We start from the raw sequence: 18,524 nt of genomic DNA on the forward strand, positions 1-18,524 counted from the left end.
CGCGTTGCGCCATCAGCTGTCCGGTTCCTGATAGACGCCCGATGCCTTCAGCGTATCGACGACCTCTTTCGGCATATAGGTCTCGTCGTGTTTGGCCAGCAGCTCGCGGGCCTCGAAACGGCCTTCGCGATACCAGCCCTTGGCGATGGTGCCCTGTCCTTCGCTGAACAGGTCGGGCTTGGGATCATTGCCGACATAGCTGACCGGGATCTCGGCCACGCCGTCGGTGATGACAAAATCGAAGGCCACGCCTTCGCCCATGGTCATCGACCCTTCCTTGACCAGACCACCCAGCTGAAAGAATTCCTCGGGTTCGGGCGCGACTTCACTGACCTGCGTGGGTGAGCGATAGAGGTTGATCCCGTCGTTGAAGCCATAGCCGATCAGCGCCACCGCAATCACCATTGCGACGGCTGCGGCCGCAACCACCTGGATGCGCCTTTGCTTCTTCAGCGACTTCATGCCCGCCATCGTTCTTGATCCCCCTTCAGGCCGCCTCGAACCGGATCGAGCGGCGCAGGAATTGCGTTGCCTTGCCGGAAACACGCACCGGATCGCCCGTGGTCATGTATTTCGACACCTGCCCGGCCCCAATGAATTCCGGCCTGCGCTGCAGATAATCCGCAAGGCTTTCCGCCACCAGCCCTGCCTGGCTGTAAACCTTGACCCCCGGGCCAAGCGCGGCTTGGAAAGCCCCCTCCATCAAGGGGTAATGCGTGCAGCCCAGAATGGCGGCCTCGGGCGATGGCATGCGGCGCAATAAGGCCTCGACATGGCTGTGAACCAGCGCTTCGGCTAGAATTTCATCACCCATTTCAATGGCATCGACCACACCACCGCAAGGCTGCGCCTCGACATCGACCCCAACCGCACGAAAGGCCAGTTCGCGCTGAAACGCCCGGCTGGCCACGGTGGCGGGGGTTGCGAACAACGCCACGTTGTTGACTGCCACACGACGGGGCGGCGAATTGTCGCCCCACCCACGTTCCGTCAGGGCCTCGATCATCGGGACGAACACACCCAGCACCCGCTTATCCTTGGGCAGCCAGGTTTCCTGCATCCGTCGCAGGGCGGCGGCGCTGGCCGTGTTGCAGGCCAGAATGACCAGATCGCACCCTTCATCCCACAGCCGTTCAACCCCGGCGCAGGTCAGGTCAAAGATGTCGTCCGAGGTCCGCACCCCATAGGGCGCATGCGCGTTATCGCCCAGATAGACCAGCGGCAGGTCCGGCAGACGCGCCGCAATCGCCTGATGAACCGTCAGCCCGCCAAGCCCTGAATCGAAAACCCCGACTGCCATTGCCCGCTCCCTCGTATCGCGTGTCGCCCTTCATAGGGCGACACGTCGCTTTTGCAAACGGTCCCGTTCACTCGGCCGCTTCACGGATCGGTGCATGCCCGTCGCGGAATTGCCGGAACAGTTCGGCACGTCGGGCGGCTGCCAGATCGGCAGCCTTGTCCTTGACCGGACCGTAACCCCGCACCGACATCGGCAGTTGTGCCAGTTCGACGGCGATCGGCATGGTGGCATCGTTCGCGGCAGCAAAGATTTCGGTCATGTCACGCTCATATTCGCGGATCATCGCGCGTTCCCGCCGCCGTTCCGCGGAATATCCGAATGGGTCCAGCGGCGTGCCGCGCAATCCCTTCATTGCGGCCAACACCTTGAATGCCTTCAGCACCCAAGGACCGAACTCTCGCTTCTTGGGGCGGCCGTTGGCATCCTTTCCGGTCAACATCGGCGGCGCCAGATGCAGCGACAGCCTGACATCGCCATCCCATTTCTGCGCCACCTGCTCGGCGGTCGTCAGGTGAAGCCGCGCGACCTCATATTCGTCCTTGTAAGCCAAAAGCTTGTAGTAGCTTTCCGCGACGACTTCGCGCATCGGCGCGGGCGCTGCCTGAACCAGCTTGACGAACCGCTTGGCCAGCCGCTTGCCCTGGTACCCGACCAGCCGCTCTGCGCGCAGGGCCACGGGATCGGTCGGCAAGGCCGTGACGGTCGCCGGCTTGCGGGTCTGTTCGGGAAAGGCCATGGCCCAACGCCCGATCTGGAAAGCACGCTGGTTTTCATCGACCTTCGCGCCGTTCAGCCGGATCGCCTGCATGATCGTGTCCAGCTGCAGCGGGATCAAGCCGCGCTGCCAGCACGCCCCCAGCACCAGCATGTTGGAATAGATCGAGTCCCCCAGCATCCGCAGTGCCAGATCATTGGCGTCAAAGAAGGCGACCCGATCCTGCAGCCGCGCCTGCAACGACACTTTCAGCCGGTCCGAAGGCACCTGGAAATCCCGGAAGCGGGTGAAATCGCCGGTGATGATCTCGTGATCGTTGACCACGGCACCGGTCCGGCCCTGGGTCATCAGCCCGATGGTTTTGGCGCCGGCCGTCACGACCAGATCGCCACCGATGACACAGTCAGCCTCGCCGACGGCGACACGGATGGCGCTGATATCGCCCGGCTTTTCCGCCAGGCGCAGGTGGATATGAACTGCGCCACCCTTCTGGGCCAAGCCCGCCATCTCCATCATCCCGGCGCCCTTGCCGTCCATATGCGCGGCCTGCGCCAGAACGGCGCCCACGGTCACCACGCCAGTGCCCCCGACGCCGGTGATGACGATGTTATGCGTGCCGTCGATCGCCGGCAGGTCGGGTGTCGGCAGGTCCGGCAGCTCGAATGCCTCGGCTTTGGGTTTGCGCAGCGTGCCGCCACGGACGGAAACAAAGCTGGGGCAGAAGCCCTGCACGCAGCTGTAATCCTTGTTGCAGCTGGACTGGTCGATCTGCCGCTTGCGCCCCAGTTCGGTTTCCAAGGGCACGATCGACACACAATTCGACTGAACCGAACAATCGCCACAACCTTCGCAGACTTCGGGATTGATCCAGACACGGCGATCCGGGTCGGGGAACTGACCTTTCTTGCGGCGGCGGCGTTTTTCCGCGGCGCAGGTCTGGATATAGAGGATCGCGCTGACCCCCTTGCTGCCCTCGATCTCGCGCTGGACCTGCGGCATCTGGGCACGCTCCTCAAAGCGCAAGGCCTTGGGGAACTGGTCGCGATCGACATCCTCTTTCTCGTCATAGACGACGACCACCGGATCAACGCCCATCGCGACCAGCTCACGTGCGATCTGGGGTGCTGACAGACCGCCCTCGTTCGGCTGGCCGCCCGTCATCGCGACCGCATCGTTATAGAGGATCTTGTAGGTAATGTTCGTGCCCGCAGCCAGTGCCGCGCGAATGGCAAGGATCCCGGAATGATTATAGGTTCCGTCGCCAAGGTTTTGAAAAACATGACCTCTTGTGCTGAACGGCGCTTCGCCGATCCAGTTCGCACCTTCGCCGCCCATATGGGTGAAACCCTCGGTGTCGCGTCCCATCCACTGAACCATATAGTGGCATCCGATTCCCGCATAGGCGCGGCTTCCCTCGGGCACCTTGGTCGAGCTGTTATGCGGGCAGCCCGAGCAGAACCACGGCGTGCGCGTGGCGATCTCGGGCGCATTGTCGTTGCGGCGCACCTCGGTCAAACGGGCCAGACCGGCGCGGACGTGTTCGGTGCCGCGGCCTTCCTCGATCAGGATGCCCCCGATCTTCTGGGCGATCATCACCGGGTCCAGCGCGTAGCGGGTCGGGAACAGTTCCTCGCGTGTGCGGTCATGCTTCCACCCGTGGACGCGGCGACCATGGCGGTTGTCGAAGATAGCCTCCTTCAGCTGCACTTCGATCAGCTTTCGCTTCTCCTCGACGCAGACGACCAGCTCTAGGTCTTCGGACCATTCCTGGATGGACTTCATGTCCATCGGCCAGGTCTGACCGACCTTGTAGGTGGTCAGGCCCAACCGCTCCGCCTCGGCCTCGTCGATGCCCAACAGGGACAGCGCATGCACCAGGTCCAGCCAATTCTTCCCGGCGGCCACGAATCCGATCTTGGCGCCGGGCTTGCCCCAAACCTTGCGATCGATGCGGTTGGCGCGCGAAAACGCCTCGGCGGCCCAACGCTTGTGGTCGATCATCCGCGCTTCCTGCGCGACCGGCGTGTCGCCAAGCCTTATATTCAATCCACCCTCGGGCATGGCAAAATCGGGCGTCACGAAGCTCAGGCGGTGCGGGTCGCCGTCGACCACTCCCGTCGCCTCGACCGTGTCCTTCATCGTCTTCAGGCCCGTCCAGACGCCTGCAAAGCGCGACAGCGCAAAACCGTAGAGGCCGTAATCCATGATCTCCTGCACACCAGCGGGCGACAGGACCGGGATATAGGCGTCGATCATCGCCCAATCGGACTGATGCAGCACCGTCGAGCTTTCGCCCGTATGGTCGTCCCCCATGGCCATGACGACGCCGCCATGCCTGGACGAACCGGCCATGTTGGCGTGCTTCATCACATCGCCCGTCCGGTCCACGCCCGGTCCCTTGCCGTACCACAGGGCAAAGACGCCATCATGGCGCCCCTCGCCGCGCAGTTCGGCCTGCTGGCTGCCCCAGATTGCCGTCGCGGCCAGGTCCTCGTTCAGTCCAGGCTGGAACAGCACGTTGGCCTCGGCCAGACGCTTGGCCTCGCGCGTCATCTGAAGGTCGACCGCCCCCAACGGCGACCCCCGATATCCCGTCACCAACCCGGCCGTGTTCAAGCCGGCCAGTTTGTCGCGTGCCGATTGCATCAGCATCAGGCGCACCAATGCCTGCGTTCCGTTCAACAATACATGACGCTTAGATAAATCGAGGCGGTCCGCTAGCGAAAATTCCTGCTTGCTCATCCTGCCTATCCTCCAATGCCTGATGACCTTTAAGCCAGTATAGGTCAGAATTACTGACCGACGAAGACAAAAAACTGTCCGTGAGCTTATCTTGCGGGAAAACCGCCATCGGGTTAGGTCTGCAATAAGCGCATGGCTGATATGGCAGGATTGTAATAACGATGGACTGGGACAAGCTCAGAATCTTTCACGCGGTCGCGGATGCGGGCAGCCTGACCCATGCGGGGGACGTGCTTCACCTGTCCCAATCCGCCGTCAGCCGCCAGATCCGCGCGCTCGAGGAAGGGTTGGGCACGACCCTGTTTCACCGCCACGCCCGCGGGCTGATTCTGACCGAACAGGGCGAACTGCTGTTCGAGGCAACCTCTTCGATGGCGCGCAAGCTGGACAGCGCCTCGGCCCGCATCCGCGACAGCGAGGAGAATGTCTTCGGCGAATTGAAGGTCACGACCGCCGTGGGCTTCGGCACGCTGTGGCTGGCGCCGCGCCTGGTCAAGCTCTATGAAAAATACCCCGACCTGCGCATCGACCTGATGCTGGAGGAACGGGTTCTGGACCTTCCCATGCGCGAGGCTGACGTAGCCATCCGCATGAAGGAACCCAGCCAGTCCGACCTGATCCGACGCCGCCTTCTGAACATCCGCATGCGCCTCTATGCCAGCCCCGGCTATCTGGAGGCGCGCGGCATGCCTCAATCGCTGTCCGACCTGACCGATCACCGCCTGATCTGCCAAAAGCCGGACGTGCCGCAGGTAACCGCCGGTGCGCGGCTGGTGCAGGACCTGATGGCGCAGAATGTCGGATCGACGCTGACGGTGAACAACTATTTCGGCGTCCTGCAGGCGGTGTTGGCCAATCTGGGCATCGGTGTTCTGCCCGACTACCTGACCGCCAGCCACCCCGATCTTGTCAGGGTCTTCCCCGATCACGAATCAAGCGAGGTTCCCGTGTTCCTTGCCTATCCCGAAGAACTGCGTCAGACCCGCCGTGTCGCCGTCTTCCGCGATTTCGTGCTGGAGGAAATCCAGGCCTATCGGCGGCATCAGAGCCAGGCTGGCGTCGAATAACGCCACTCGCCCGCCAAACAGGCACCTTCGCTTTGTAGCATGCTGAAATCTTCGGCATTTCAACCCACAGGTGCAGCCATTACACCACTGCATGGCCGCTATGCTGCAATTGCAGCATCAAAAAGCTTGCGGAGTTCACATCATGCACATAAATCAGGCTCAGAAGGCGATGTTCAGCGTAATCGCTAATCACCTTCTACCTCCCTGTTGGACTTAGGCCGGGCCTTGTGCCCGGCTTTTTTTTGTCCCGACGATGGCACGGCCACCCTTCCCATGACCGCGACTAGGGCCTAAAAGGCCCGTGATTTCATGCGCAGGAAGGGCCCAACCATGCAGGAACCGTCGATCACCCCGGAACTGATCGCCGCGCACGGGCTCAAGCCCGAAGAATATGACAGCATCCTGCAGATCATCGGCCGCGAACCGAGCTTTACGGAACTGGGCATCTTCAGCGCCATGTGGAACGAACATTGTTCCTATAAGTCCTCCAAGAAATGGCTGCGCACGCTGCCCGTCGACGGCCCGCAGGTCATCTGCGGCCCGGGCGAAAACGCGGGCGTGGTCGATATCGGCGACGGCCAGGCGGTGGTCTTCAAGATGGAGAGCCACAACCACCCCAGTTATATCGAACCCCATCAGGGTGCGGCCACCGGCGTGGGCGGCATCCTGCGCGATGTCTTCACCATGGGCGCGCGCCCGATTGCCGCGATGGACGCCCTGTCATTCGGGCGTCCCGAACATCCCAAGACCCCGCATTTGGTCAAGGGCGTGGTCGAGGGGATCGGCGCCTATGGCAACGCTTTCGGCGTTCCGAATGTGGGTGGCGAGGTCCGCTTCCATGCCTCTTATGACGGCAACTGCCTGGTCAACGCCTTTGCGGCGGGCCTGGCCGATGCCGACAAGATCTTCTATTCGGCAGCCTCGGGCGTCGGCATGCCGGTCGTCTACCTGGGTGCCAAGACGGGCCGCGACGGCGTCGGCGGGGCCACCATGGCCAGCGCCGAATTCGACGACACCATCGAGGACAAGCGCCCCACCGTTCAGGTCGGCGACCCCTTCACCGAAAAATGCCTGCTGGAGGCCTGCCTTGAGCTGATGGCCTCGGGGTCGGTCATTTCGATCCAGGACATGGGGGCCGCGGGCCTGACTTGTTCGGCCGTGGAAATGGGCGACAAGGGCGGCTTGGGGATCAAGCTGGTGCTGGATGACGTCCCGCAGCGCGAAACCAACATGACCGCCTATGAAATGATGCTGTCGGAATCCCAGGAACGGATGCTGATGGTGCTGAAGCCCGAAAAGGAAGCCGAGGCCCGCGCCATCTTCCAGAAATGGGACCTGGACTTCGCCATCGTCGGCGAGACCATCCCCGAAGATCGTTTCCTGATCGTCCACCGCGACACCGTCATGGCCGATATCCCCCTGTCCAAGCTGGCCTCCAGCGCGCCGGAATACGACCGCCCCTGGGTGGAAACGCCCCCTGCCGGCGATATGCCGACCCTGCCCGCGATCACCCCCATCGAAGGCCTGAAGGCGCTGATTGGCAGCCCGAACCACGCGCACAAGGCCTGGGTGTGGCAGCAATACGACACGCAGGTCGGTGCCGACACCATCCGCCGTCCCGGCATGGGCGCGGGCGTGGTCCGTGTTCACGGCACCCGCAAGGCGCTGGCCTTTACCAGCGACGTCACCCCGCGTTACGTCAAGGCCAACCCCTTTGAGGGCGGCAAGCAGGCCGTGGCCGAGGCCTATCGCAACCTGACCGCCGTGGGCGCTCTGCCCTTGGCCACCACCGACAACCTGAATTTCGGCAATCCGGAAAAGCCCCAGATCATGGGGCAGCTGGTCGGCGCCATTAAGGGCATCGGCGAGGCCTGCCGCGCGCTGGACTTCCCCATCGTGTCGGGCAACGTATCGCTTTACAACGAAACCGACGGCAGCGGCATCATGCCCACCCCGACCATCGGGGGCGTAGGCCTGATCGCGGATCTGGACGACCTGATTGCTGGCCTGCCGGACAATGGCGACGTGGCACTGGTCATCGGCACGACGACCGGCCATCTGGGCCAATCCGCGCTGGCAGCCGAAGCCTTCGGCATCGAGGCCGGCGACGCTCCCCATGTCGATCTGACGGCCGAACGTCTGCATGGCGAATTCCTGCGCGCCAATCGCGGGCTGTTCAGCTCGGCCACCGACCTGTCCGACGGCGGCCTGGCCTTGGCGGCCTTCGAGATGGCCGAGGCTGCCAACCTAGGCGTCACGCTGGACAGTGCCGACATCGCCCAGCTGTTCGGCGAGGATCAGGCCCGCTATCTGGTGGCCTGCACGGCCGATGCCGCCGAACAGCTGACGGATGCTGCGCGGAAAGCTGGCGTTCCCGTCGCGGTCATCGGCCGTTTTGGCGGTGACAAGATCACAATGGGTGACGACAGCGCCGATCTGGCCGACCTGTCCAGTCTCTATCGCACTGCCTTCGCCAAGGCGATCAAGGGCGACATGCCCGACCACGCATGACCGTCACGGCCCCCGCGGGTTACGCCGCCATCGTCACCGCGGCCGGTCGCGGCACCCGTGCCGGGCCGGGCGACCCCAAGCAATGGCGCGAAATCGCAGGGCGCCCGGTTCTGGATCGGGCGCTTGCGGCTTTCGCGGGCTTTCCACGTGTGGTTCTGGTCGTCCATCCCGATGACATGGGCGCGGCGATCAGCCGCTATGCCGGTCCGGTTACCATCGTCACGGGTGGCGACACGCGGTCCGACAGCGTCCGCGCGGGCCTTGAGGCCCTGGAGGGTCAGGCCAGCCACGTCCTGATCCACGACGGCGCAAGGCCGCTTGTGGGCGACGATGTCATTTCTGGCGTCATCGACGCCCTGCAGGCGGGATCAGCCGCGGCGGCACCGGCCCTGCCCGTGTCCGATGCGCTGTGGCGCGCGAATGGCAAGCGGGTTGCAGGGGCTGCCCCGCGCGACGACCTCTATCGCGCGCAGACACCGCAGGGGTTCCGACTGGACGCCATTCTTGCGGCGCATCGCGCCCACCCCGAAGGCGCCGCCGACGACGTCGAACTGGCACAGCGTGCCGGGCATCCGGTGGACATCACGCCCGGATCGGAAGACAATCTGAAAATCACTTGGCCCGCCGATTTCGCGCGGGCCGAACGCATCCTTGGGGGTCGCATGGATATTCGCCTTGGCAATGGCTATGACGTTCACGCCTTCGGACCGGGCGACCATATCTGGCTGTGCGGCGTGCAGATCCCGCATGACGCGGGTCTGGTCGGCCATTCCGACGCCGATGTGGGAATGCACGCCCTGACCGATGCCATCTATGGTGCGCTGGCCATGGGCGATATCGGGCGACATTTCCCGCCTTCGGACCCGCAATGGAAGGGGGCTGACAGCCGCATCTTCCTGGAGCATGCGGCGAATCTGGCGCGCGAACAAGGGTTCCGCTTCGGTAATGCCGACGTGACCCTGATCTGCGAAGCGCCCAAGATCGGCCCCCACGCCGGCGCCATGCAGGACCGCCTGGCCGCCATCATGGGGCTCGAGGGCGGACGCATCAGCGTCAAGGCCACCACCTCGGAACGGCTTGGCTTTACCGGCCGTCGCGAAGGGATCGCATCGATCGCCACCGTCACCCTGATCAAGGATTAGACCATGGAACGCCTGCTTTGCATCTGGTTCGGCGCGGGCCTGCTGCGCCCTGCACCCGGCACCTGGGGATCGGCCGTCGCGGTGGCGCTTGGGCTGCTGTTGCACCGGATCGGGCATTTCCCGCTGCTGGCGGTGGCGACCGTCGCCGTGACGGCCACCGGCTTCTGGGCCATCGGGCGCCACACGCAAGGCATGACCGACCCCGACCGCAGCGAGATCGTCATCGACGAGGTCGCGGGCCAGTGGATCGCCCTGCTGTTTCCGTCCTTCGGCTTCTGGATGATGGGCCTGCCAGCGGAAAACTTTCCCTATCCGGGATGGGTCGCCGCGTTCCTGTTCTTCCGGATCTTCGACATCTGGAAGCCGGGCATCATCGGTCGCGCCGACCGTCGCCATGACGCCAAGGGGGTGATGATGGACGACCTGTGGGCCGGGCTTTTCGCAGGCATCGCCACGATGATCGCCGCCGCAGCCTTTCACATTCCGCTGATGCTGTGATGCAAGCCGCCGATGTCTTGCAGGCCGCGCGCGACCGCGGTGTCATGATCGCCACTGCGGAAAGCTGCACAGGCGGCCTGATCGCGGGCGCCTTGACCGAGGTGCCGGGATCGTCGGATGCATTCGATCGCGGCTTCGTCACCTATTCCAACGGCGCCAAGCAGCAGATGCTGGGCGTGACGTCGGATACGCTGGCCGAATTCGGCGCTGTCAGCGAAGAGGTCGCAGCCCAGATGGCCGCGGGCGCGCTGCGGAATTCCGATGCGGGCATCACCGTGTCGGTCACGGGCATCGCGGGTCCCGGCGGGTCGGAACACAAGCCCGAGGGCCGCGTCTGCTTCGGCATCGCCCAGGTCTATGGCACGCGCACCGAGACGATCGAATTCGGGGCGATCGGCCGCCACCGCGTTCGTGCCGCAACCGTCGAACACGCCCTGCAGCTGTTGCTGGACGCGCTGCGCGGCTGATCAGCCTGCCAAAATGTCGGACATTGCCCTGATCTGGCCGTCGGGCGTATCCCAGGCACAGACCAGACGGATGGAAATCAGATCAGGACCTTCGACCGACGGGTCCGGCCAAAGATAGTAGTAAGCCCCCGCTGCCTGCGCGCGCTGATGCGCCTCGACCGGAATTGCAGCAAAGACGCCGTTCGAATGAACCGGCTGCAACAGCCTTCCGCCACCGGCCTGCACCGCCTGTCCCAACAAGGTGGCCTTGGCATTTGCCTGCCCCGCCAGGTCGCGCCACAGCCCATCCGTCGCCAGCGCCAGCATCTGCGCCGCCAGGAAACGGTTCTTGGAAAACACGTGACCCGCCTGCTTGCGCCGATAATCGAAGCCGGCCGCGCGGTCAGGGTCGAAAAAAACCACCGCCTCGGCCCCCATGGCACCGTTCTTGGTGCCGCCGAAGCACAGCGCATCGACACCCGCGCGCCAAGTCAGATCGGCGGGCGAACAGCCAAGATGCGCCGCGGCGTTGGAAAACCGCGCGCCGTCCATATGCAGCGGCAAGCCTGCGTCATGCGCAACCTTAGCCAGCACAGCCACCTGATCGGGCGTGTAGACCGTGCCCCATTCGGTCGCGTTGGTGATCGAGACCATGGCGTTCATGCCGCCGTTCAGACCTTCCTCGGCCCCTTCGGCGATGGCGCGCGACAGAACATCGGGGGCCAGCTTTCCACCCTGACCAGGCAACGTGACCAGTTTGGCCCCATGCGAAAAGAACTCGGGCGCGCCGCATTCGCTGGTTTGGATATGGGCGTCGTCGTGGCAATAGATCCGGCCATAGGGTGGCGACAGCTGCGCGCAGACCAACGCATTCGCCGCCGTTCCCGTCGCCACGAAGCGGACTTCGGCATGAGGCGCTTCCAGCAACTCGCGGATGGCAGCACGGGCCTGATCCGTGACGTGATCGGCGCCATAGCTTTTCGCCGCACCCGAATTGGCGCGCACCAGTGCCTCGATCACCGCCGGATGGGCGGCGTGCACGTTGTCGGATGCGAAATTCATGACAGGTCCTCAATGATGTGATCTTCCCAGTCATCCTCGTCGACCGAAAGCTCGTTGACGGTCCAGCCGCGCACGCTGGCCCCGGCCTGATGCACTGTCTCGCGGTCGCCCGAAATCAGGTAGTGCCAGTCGTAAAGGGGCTTTCCTTCATGGCGCAGGCGATAGGCGCAGGTGGCAGGCAGCCACCAAGCGATCTCCTTGATCTTTTTGGGGGTCAGCACCACGCAATCGGGCACATAATCATGCCGGTTGGCATAGCTGCTGCATTGGCAGGCCTGCCCGTCCAGCAGCTTGCAGGCGACGCGGGTGAAGGCCAGTTCGTTCGTATCCTCGAACTCGATCTTGTTCAGGCAGCATTTGCCACAGCCGTCGCAAAGCGCCTCCCATTCGACCGGAGTCAGCTTGGGAAGGGGCAGCTCCCAGAAACGATCGCGCATCAGCGGCCCGCCAGAATGGCGCGGGCGTCGCTGGCGTCTTGGGCGATCTGGTCAATCAGTGCCTGGATGCCGTCGAATTTGGCCTCGTCGCGCAGGAAATCGACCAGCGCCACGGAGAGGTGCTGACCATAGAGATCACCGTCGAAATTGAACAGATGCACCTCAAGGTTCGGTTCGTTGCGCCCGAACATCGGGCGCACCCCAAGCGATGCAACCCCCTGGCAGGACATGCGGTCAGGTCCCGTCAGCACGTCGACCAGCACGGCATAGACCCCAAGCCGGGGCAGATGCAGATCATCCATCCGCAGGTTCGCGGTCGGCCAGCCAAATTCGCGACCACGCTTCTCGCCATGCACGACCTCGCCTTCGATGCGGTGCCAATGGCCCAACATCCGCTCGGCGTCATGCGTGCGGCCTTCGGTCAACGCCTGGCGGATCGCGGTCGAGCTGTAATGCGCATCGCCGGACCCGATCAGCGGAACGATCGTGACGCCGAAACCAAGTTCCCGCCCCAGTTCCTCAAGGGTCTGCGCCGTCCCCTGCCGATCCTTGCCAAAGCAGAAATCCGCGCCGATCGTGACATGCGACACGCCCAAGCCGTCGGCCAGAACCTGCCGGGCAAAGCCTTCGGGCGTCAGGCCTGCCAGCACCGTGTCGAACCGCAGCTCATACAGATGATCGACGCCAAGCCGCGCCAGGCGATTGGCGCGCGCCTCGGGGTTCATCAGGCGGAAGGGCGGTGCGTCGGGAACGAAATACTGCCGGGGATGCGGCTCGAAGGTGACGACCCCCAAGGGCGCGTCGCCGGCTGCGCGGGCGGCGTCGATAACGGCCCGGTGGCCTTTGTGAACGCCGTCGAAATTGCCCATGGCAACGCTTGCCCCGCGGGCATCAGACGGCTGTCCTGTCCAGTCTCGATGGATCTGCAATGCGCCCCCAATGGAACGCCCTTGCGTCCCGTCAGTCGAACTTGCGGCTTGGGGCCAGCACGACCGCCTCGCCTTTCAGCACGACCCTATCGCCCACGAGACAGCGGGTTGCAAGCGTGACACGCCTTTTTGAGTGATCGATCGTCTCGACCGTCACTTCGGCGCGCACCATGTCACCGGGACGCACGGGCGCCAAAAACTTCAGCGTCTGTCCCAGATAGACCGTGCCATGACCCGGCAGCTGTTCCCCGATGACCGCCGAAATCAGCCCCGCCGTCAGCATCCCATGCGCGATGCGCCCTTCAAAGATCGTGTCCTGCGCATAGTCATCGTCCAGATGGACGGGGTTGTGGTCGGTCGAAACGGTGGCGAACATCTGGATGTCCTGATCGGTGATCTCCTTTTGCAGATCGCGGGACATGCCGACCTCCAGATCCTCGATGACGATCGTACCCTTGGGGAAATTGTCCAGCATGTCGTGATCCATTCGCCTGATGCCGTTTCATCCGTCTGATGCTGCATAGCAGAATAAAATTCTTGCCGCAACAATATGTCGAATAATTCGTCATCAATGAAATGATCTTCCGCCCTTACCCCGTAAAAAAGCCCGCCGGATGGCGGGCTTTCCAAAGGCGACGGTATGATAGATCAGCGCAGACGACCGATGGCATAGGCCGGCGTCCGTTGCCGCGCCGCTAGCCAGTCTTCCAAAAGGTCGGCTTGCGGATTTTCGACGTCGCTGCCAAATGCATCGGCAGCCAGCCCACCCGTCACGAAAATTGCGTTGATCCCCTGCTGCATCGCACCCAGGATGTCCGTATCGATCCCGTCGCCCACCGCAAGGCAGCGTGCCTCGGGGCCAAGATCCATCAGCCGGCGCGCCCGGTCATAGATCGGGGCATGCGGCTTGCCGTAATACAGCGCCTTGCCACCCATGCTCTCATAGAACTCGGCCAAGGCCCCCGCGCAATAGATCCGGGTTTCACCCATATCCACAACCAGATCGGGATTGGCGCACAGCATCGGCAGCCCGCGATCAAGCGCTTGCTGAAAGCGGTCGCGATAATCGTCGGGGGTTTCGCTGCTTTCATCGAAGGGCCCCGAGGCGACGATGCCTTCGGCTTCCGATAATTCCACCCGCGTGATCGCCGGGCTGTCGGCATGGGCCTGCGGAATATCGGTAAAGAACCCGAAATCCTTTTCAGTCCCGATATGCCACAGCTTGCGGCCGACGGCGCCCTCGAACATCGCATCCTGCGCCGCGTCGCCCGAACTGACGACAAGGTCCCAGGCATCGCGCGGCACGCCCATGCGGTCCAGCTGGGCGACCACATATTGGTTCGGCCGCGGCGCGTTGGTCATCAGGCAAACCTTGCCACCCTGGGCGCGGAACGCCTGCAGCGCGCTGATGGCGGCCTGATAGGGTTGCTTGCCGTTATGCAGACATCCCCACAGATCGCAGAAGAGCGCGTCATAGCTGGCCGAGATCTCGGCCAGCGACTGGATGATGCGGGTCATCAGACGGCCAAGACCGGGATGATCTGCTTCTTGCGGCTCATGACACCGGGCAAAACCACGCTGTCGCCGGTGACGGTGACGGCAAAACTGCGTTCGGCCACCTGCTTGACGAACTCGTTCGGGACCAGCAGCGTCGCTTCTTCGCGCAGGATGTCAACGATGAACAGCAGAACCTCATCGGCACCGTCGGCGGCGGCCACGGCGGGCATGGCGGCCATCAGCGCGGCCTTGCGGTCCAGAAGGACCTGCGGAGCCGTCGTTTCCAGAACCGAAACCCGCAGCTGCTTGCCGCCCAGTTCATATTCCTTGCTGTCCATGCGCAAAAGCGCGTCGTCGCCAAAGGCGCTGACATCGGATTTGGCTGCAAACATCTCGGACGCGAATTCGTGGATGTTCACGCCCAGGTCGGCGGCCAGCTTTTCGGCGACGGCGCGGTCATGGGCGGTGGTGGTCGGGCTGCGGAATTCCAGCGTGTCCGACAGGATGCAGGTCAGCATCGCGCCTTTGACGCCTTCGGGCGCGCGGGCCATGTCGTCGCCGATCAGGTCATGCATGATGGTCGCAGTACAGGCCAGCGGACGGATGGTGATGTTGATGGGCGCACGGGTCTTAATGCCGCCGGCCAGCAGGTGGTGGTCGATGATCTCGATCACATCAGCCTCGGCCAGCGAGGCAGGCAGCTCGGCGGGGTTGTTGGTGTCGACGATCACGCATTGGTCGCCCGCCGCCACATCGGCGATGATCTCGGGCTTGTCCAGGTTCCAGCGGTTCAGCATCCAGGCCGCTTCGGTGTTGGGTTCGCCCTGCAGGACCGCCACGGCGGGGGTCTTGCGGACCTCGTTCAGGTACCATGCCCAGATGATGGGCGAGCCGGTGGAATCCGTGTCGGGGGAAGTGTGGCCGAATACCTTGATCATCATACGCCTCGATCGTTCTTCAGGGTGAGTTTCTGGCCGGGGTTATAGGCGGGACGAAAAGCGTTGTCCACGTTTGGAACATCGCCCTGTCATCAGAAAAGGGCGCCCCGAAGGACGCCCTTTCCCGTTCTGCGGTTCTGACGATCAGGCGGCGGCGCGCGAGGTCAGGACATCTTCGACGCGCTTCTGAGCGCCACCTTCGTCGATGCCGACGACGGCTGCGACTTCGCGGGTCAGCCGGTCCAAGGCCGCTTCGTACAGCTGGCGCTCGGAATAGGACTGTTCGCGCTGATCGTCGCTGCGGTGCAGGTCGCGCACCACTTCGGCGATGGCCATCAGATCGCCCGAGTTGATCTTCTGTTCATATTCCTGCGCACGACGCGACCACATCGCCCGCTTGACGCGGGCCTTGCCCTTCAGCGTCTCCAGCGCGCGATCGATCAGGTCGGGCGTGGACAGGCTGCGCATGCCGATTTCGCTGGCACGGGCCGTTGGAACGCGCAGGGTCATCTTGTCCTTGTCGAACGAAATGACGAACATCTCAAGCTTGAGCCCTGCGACCTCCTGTTCGTCGATGGACACGATCCGACCGACACCATGGGCAGGATAGACGACGAAGTCATCGGGGCGGAACTCGTTCTTCTTGGATTTCGACATCTGGCTTCCTTATGATAGTGCCCTCGGGACGGACACAAAGGCCCGCAGGGGGCTGTCGCCACCTTGGGCCCGTTCGTTTTGGTCTATGGCTCTGCCCCGGCAGAAGGCGCAGAGAACGGCAGCATCGGGCATCAACCCGAAGGTGCCCCTGACTGTCGCCAGAAGCACGTCTGCAGCATATATAACATAAAAATGACGCCAAAAAAAGCGTTGGCATGCGAATTGGAAACGGTGACCGGAAAATGCGTTCTCCAGTCACCCCAATGGCTTGCCGTTCAGCGCCGGCGGGGTTGCCCCCTGCCCGCGCGAATCACCTCAGTCGCCCGCACCCGGCGCTTCCGAGAAATACTTCTCCAACTTGCCATCCTGGCCATCCATTTCGGTGGCGGTAGGCAGCGGGTCCTTCTTCTGCGTGATCACGGGCCATTGCTCGGAATACTTGCGGTTGAACTCGACCCATTTCTCCATATCCGGCTCGGTATCGGCGCGGATCGCGTCGGCGGGGCATTCGGGTTCGCAGACGCCGCAATCGATGCATTCGTCGGGATGAATGACCAGCGTATTCTCACCCTCATAGAAGCAATCCACGGGGCAGACTTCGACGCAGTCGGTATATTTGCACATGATGCAGTTGTCGGTCACGACATAGGTCATCTGGGCACTCTTGTCTTGAGGTTCGCGACGTCACTAGACCCATCCGGCGGATCATTCAACCCGTCGTCATCGTCCAGATACATCAGGCTTGCTTCCGAGGCAGGTCCGCGACGGTCGGCGAAATCGACGACCGTCACGTTGCGGATCTGCTGATAGGCCGAGATGCGCAGCTTGTCACCGATGCGCACCGTCTTTCCGGGCTTGCGGCAGGGCTGGCCGTTCACCCGGACTCCGCCTGCTTCGATGCGGTCGGCGGCCAGGCCGCGGGTCTTGAAGAACCGCGCATAGAACAGCCATTTGTCCAGCCGCAATCCCGCAGCCGCGTCGGTCACGTCAGGATTTGTCCTTCAACGCAGCCAGGATCGCAAAGGGGCTGTCCGGATCAGCCTTCTTCTCGGGACGCGAGGAGAAGGATTTGGGACCGGCATTGGCAGGCTTGCCGCCCTTCTTGGGACCGCCGGGCTTGCCCTGACGGTCGCGGCGTTCCCCCCCCTGAGGCGCAGCGTTCTTGCCCGCATCGCGACGCGGACCGCGGTTGCCCTGCGGACGTTCTGCACGCTCGGGACGCTCGCCTTGCGGACGATCGCCCTGCGGACGGCGATTGCCGCGCGGCTTGGGGGCCCATTTGAAGGTATAGAACACCTCGCTCTCGGGCGGGGCGATCTCCCCGGCGGGGGTCTCGGTCTCCTCGGCGACGGGCGCAGCGGGATGTTCGGCTTCCCACTTGGCGCGCGTTTCCGCAGCCAGCACCGATTCCTCCTCGGTCATCGGGGCTGCCGACGCATCACCTTCGGGTGCCGGCGTCACGACCGGCGTTTCAGTCGCCTTGACCTTGGGGCGTTCGCCCTTTTCGGCCGAATAACCCAGGCCCTGCATCAACCCTGAGAACTGCTCCAGCGTCATGCCTGTGATCGACAGCATGTCGGGGTTGGCCTCGAAGCCACCGCGCGTGTCCTGTGCGCGCAGCAGATCGGCAAGACGTTCCAGCATGTCGATGCGGATCGCCCGTTCGCCCGCCGGACGATAGCCGGACAGGGTGTAAACTTCGGCGGGCAGATCGCTCAGATGCGGGATCGTCACCAGGCCCGGGGGCGGGCTTTCGGGAAATTCGTTCAGCCCTTTGGACAGCGACCACAGCACCAGACGCAGGCGCGTCGGCGCGGGCTTCAGCAGCGCGGGCATGAAGATGGTGAACTGGCCAAAGCGCACGCCATGCTTGCGCAGGGCGCCGCGCGATTCCTGGTCCAGCTCCTTGACCTCGGTGGCGACGCCTTCGCGCGGCAGGACGCCAAGCGCCTCGACCATGCGGAAGGCGAAACCGCGGGCCAGACCGGTCAGGGTCTCATCCTTCTGCAGGCCCAGCAGGGGCTCGAAGGCGGCCGCGACCTTGCGGTCGATGAAATGCTGCAGGCGGCGCGTGACCTTCTCCGAGATCTCGGTGCCGGCCTCTTCGTCGACGAAGGCCTGAACGCCGGGATGCAGGGGGTCAGACCCCGCGATCAGCTTGCCGATCGCCTGGTCGCCCCACATCAGGCCACCCTGTTCGGTAAAGTCCATCTCGGTGTCGGGGGCGTTGTAGAAACGGTCCGCCCGCAGGTGGAATTCGGGGCGCAATGCCTCGTAGCCGGCGCGATTCAGCATCTTGGCCTCGTCCGCCGAGGCGGTCTGGTCGGGGCGAAAACGGAATCCTTCAAGACGGCCGGCGAATTCGCCCTCGACCGTCACTTCGCCCTTGTCGTTCACTTCGGCCACAAGGCTCTCCTTCTGCTTGAGCCGGCGCATCAACACGGACGTGCGCCGGTCCACAAATCGTTGGGTCAGCGCCGCGTGCAACGCGTCTGACAGGCGGTCTTCTACAGCGCGTGTCTCGCCGCGCCAATGCTTTTCGTCCTGAACCCATCCGGTTCTTTGCGCGACATAGGTCCAGGT

General features: G+C 63.6%; 17 protein-coding genes and 1 pseudogene. 5 read left to right on the forward strand and 13 right to left on the reverse strand.

Annotated features, from left to right (window positions below; genetic code table 11):
- Window positions 1-12: 12 nt before the first annotated feature.
- The 3 genes from ccmE to DKT70_RS07725 form a co-directional block, all read right to left on the reverse strand.
- Window positions 13-462 (reverse strand): cytochrome c maturation protein CcmE, encoded by a 450-nt coding sequence (ccmE, locus tag DKT70_RS07715; RefSeq protein ID WP_111558616.1) that lies wholly within the window; start codon window positions 460-462, stop codon window positions 13-15.
- A 25-nt stretch (window positions 463-487) separates the two neighbouring features.
- Window positions 488-1,300 carry a glutamate racemase gene (locus DKT70_RS07720; RefSeq protein WP_111558601.1) on the reverse strand — a complete coding sequence of 271 codons (813 nt, stop codon included), beginning with the start codon at window positions 1,298-1,300 and terminating at the stop codon, window positions 488-490.
- A gap of 67 nt (window positions 1,301-1,367) precedes the next feature.
- Window positions 1,368-4,757 (reverse strand): indolepyruvate ferredoxin oxidoreductase family protein, encoded by a 3,390-nt coding sequence (locus DKT70_RS07725; RefSeq protein WP_111558602.1) that lies wholly within the window; start codon window positions 4,755-4,757, stop codon window positions 1,368-1,370.
- Window positions 4,758-4,918: 161 nt separating this feature from the next.
- Between DKT70_RS07725 and DKT70_RS07730 the strand changes: the two genes are divergently transcribed.
- The 5 genes from DKT70_RS07730 to DKT70_RS07750 all read left to right on the forward strand — a co-directional run bounded on the left by DKT70_RS07730 (window position 4,919) and on the right by DKT70_RS07750 (window position 10,442).
- Window positions 4,919-5,824: a LysR family transcriptional regulator gene (locus DKT70_RS07730; protein WP_111558603.1), complete on the forward strand. Its 906-nt coding sequence runs from the start codon at window positions 4,919-4,921 to the stop codon at window positions 5,822-5,824.
- 330 nt (window positions 5,825-6,154) lie between these two features.
- A complete protein-coding gene (purL, locus tag DKT70_RS07735; RefSeq protein WP_111558604.1) occupies window positions 6,155-8,335 on the forward strand; it encodes a phosphoribosylformylglycinamidine synthase subunit PurL in 2,181 nt (726 codons plus the stop codon).
- Window positions 8,332-9,477 carry a bifunctional 2-C-methyl-D-erythritol 4-phosphate cytidylyltransferase/2-C-methyl-D-erythritol 2,4-cyclodiphosphate synthase gene (locus DKT70_RS07740; RefSeq protein ID WP_111558605.1) on the forward strand — a complete coding sequence of 382 codons (1,146 nt, stop codon included), beginning with the start codon at window positions 8,332-8,334 and terminating at the stop codon, window positions 9,475-9,477. The genes purL and DKT70_RS07740 overlap by 4 nt, the downstream gene beginning before the upstream one ends.
- A 3-nt stretch (window positions 9,478-9,480) precedes the next feature.
- A complete protein-coding gene (locus DKT70_RS07745; protein WP_111558606.1) occupies window positions 9,481-9,975 on the forward strand; it encodes a phosphatidylglycerophosphatase A family protein in 495 nt (164 codons plus the stop codon).
- Window positions 9,975-10,442, forward strand: coding sequence for a CinA family protein (locus tag DKT70_RS07750; RefSeq protein ID WP_111558607.1), 468 nt, complete (start codon window positions 9,975-9,977; stop codon window positions 10,440-10,442). The genes DKT70_RS07745 and DKT70_RS07750 overlap by 1 nt, the downstream gene beginning before the upstream one ends.
- Here DKT70_RS07750 and DKT70_RS07755 read toward each other — a convergent pair whose 3' ends face one another.
- The 10 genes and pseudogenes from DKT70_RS07755 to DKT70_RS07800 all read right to left on the reverse strand — a co-directional run.
- Window positions 10,443-11,483 (reverse strand): threonine aldolase family protein, encoded by a 1,041-nt coding sequence (locus DKT70_RS07755; protein ID WP_111558608.1) that lies wholly within the window; start codon window positions 11,481-11,483, stop codon window positions 10,443-10,445.
- Entirely contained in the window at window positions 11,480-11,920 is a 441-nt protein-coding gene (locus DKT70_RS07760) for a YcgN family cysteine cluster protein (protein ID WP_111558609.1), read from the reverse strand. Before DKT70_RS07760 ends, DKT70_RS07755 begins: the two co-directional genes overlap by 4 nt.
- Window positions 11,920-12,849 carry a bifunctional riboflavin kinase/FAD synthetase gene (locus DKT70_RS07765; protein WP_111558610.1) on the reverse strand — a complete coding sequence of 310 codons (930 nt, stop codon included), beginning with the start codon at window positions 12,847-12,849 and terminating at the stop codon, window positions 11,920-11,922. Before DKT70_RS07765 ends, DKT70_RS07760 begins: the two co-directional genes overlap by 1 nt.
- A gap of 31 nt (window positions 12,850-12,880) precedes the next feature.
- On the reverse strand, window positions 12,881-13,324 hold the full coding sequence (locus tag DKT70_RS07770) for a MaoC family dehydratase (protein ID WP_111558617.1): 444 nt from the start codon (window positions 13,322-13,324) through the stop codon (window positions 12,881-12,883).
- A 173-nt stretch (window positions 13,325-13,497) separates the two neighbouring features.
- Entirely contained in the window at window positions 13,498-14,367 is an 870-nt protein-coding gene (locus DKT70_RS07775; RefSeq protein WP_111558611.1) for a TIGR01459 family HAD-type hydrolase, read from the reverse strand.
- Window positions 14,367-15,284, reverse strand: coding sequence for a manganese-dependent inorganic pyrophosphatase (locus DKT70_RS07780; RefSeq protein WP_111558618.1), 918 nt, complete (start codon window positions 15,282-15,284; stop codon window positions 14,367-14,369). The genes DKT70_RS07775 and DKT70_RS07780 overlap by 1 nt, the downstream gene beginning before the upstream one ends.
- A 144-nt stretch (window positions 15,285-15,428) precedes the next feature.
- Complete coding sequence (locus DKT70_RS07785) at window positions 15,429-15,941, reverse strand: CarD family transcriptional regulator (protein WP_072296037.1); 513 nt, start codon at window positions 15,939-15,941, stop codon at window positions 15,429-15,431.
- A gap of 315 nt (window positions 15,942-16,256) precedes the next feature.
- Entirely contained in the window at window positions 16,257-16,595 is a 339-nt protein-coding gene (gene fdxA, locus DKT70_RS07790) for a ferredoxin FdxA (RefSeq protein WP_072296036.1), read from the reverse strand.
- On the reverse strand, window positions 16,592-16,927 hold the full coding sequence (locus tag DKT70_RS07795; protein ID WP_111558612.1) for an RNA-binding S4 domain-containing protein: 336 nt from the start codon (window positions 16,925-16,927) through the stop codon (window positions 16,592-16,594). The genes fdxA and DKT70_RS07795 overlap by 4 nt, the downstream gene beginning before the upstream one ends.
- Window position 16,928: 1 nt before the next feature.
- A pseudogene (locus tag DKT70_RS07800) lies at window positions 16,929-18,524 on the reverse strand (disulfide oxidoreductase); the annotation flags it as partial.

Origin of the sequence: Paracoccus sediminilitoris (assembly GCF_003259195.1) — a bacterium.
In the GTDB taxonomy this organism is placed as follows: Bacteria; Pseudomonadota; Alphaproteobacteria; order Rhodobacterales; family Rhodobacteraceae; genus Paracoccus; species Paracoccus sediminilitoris.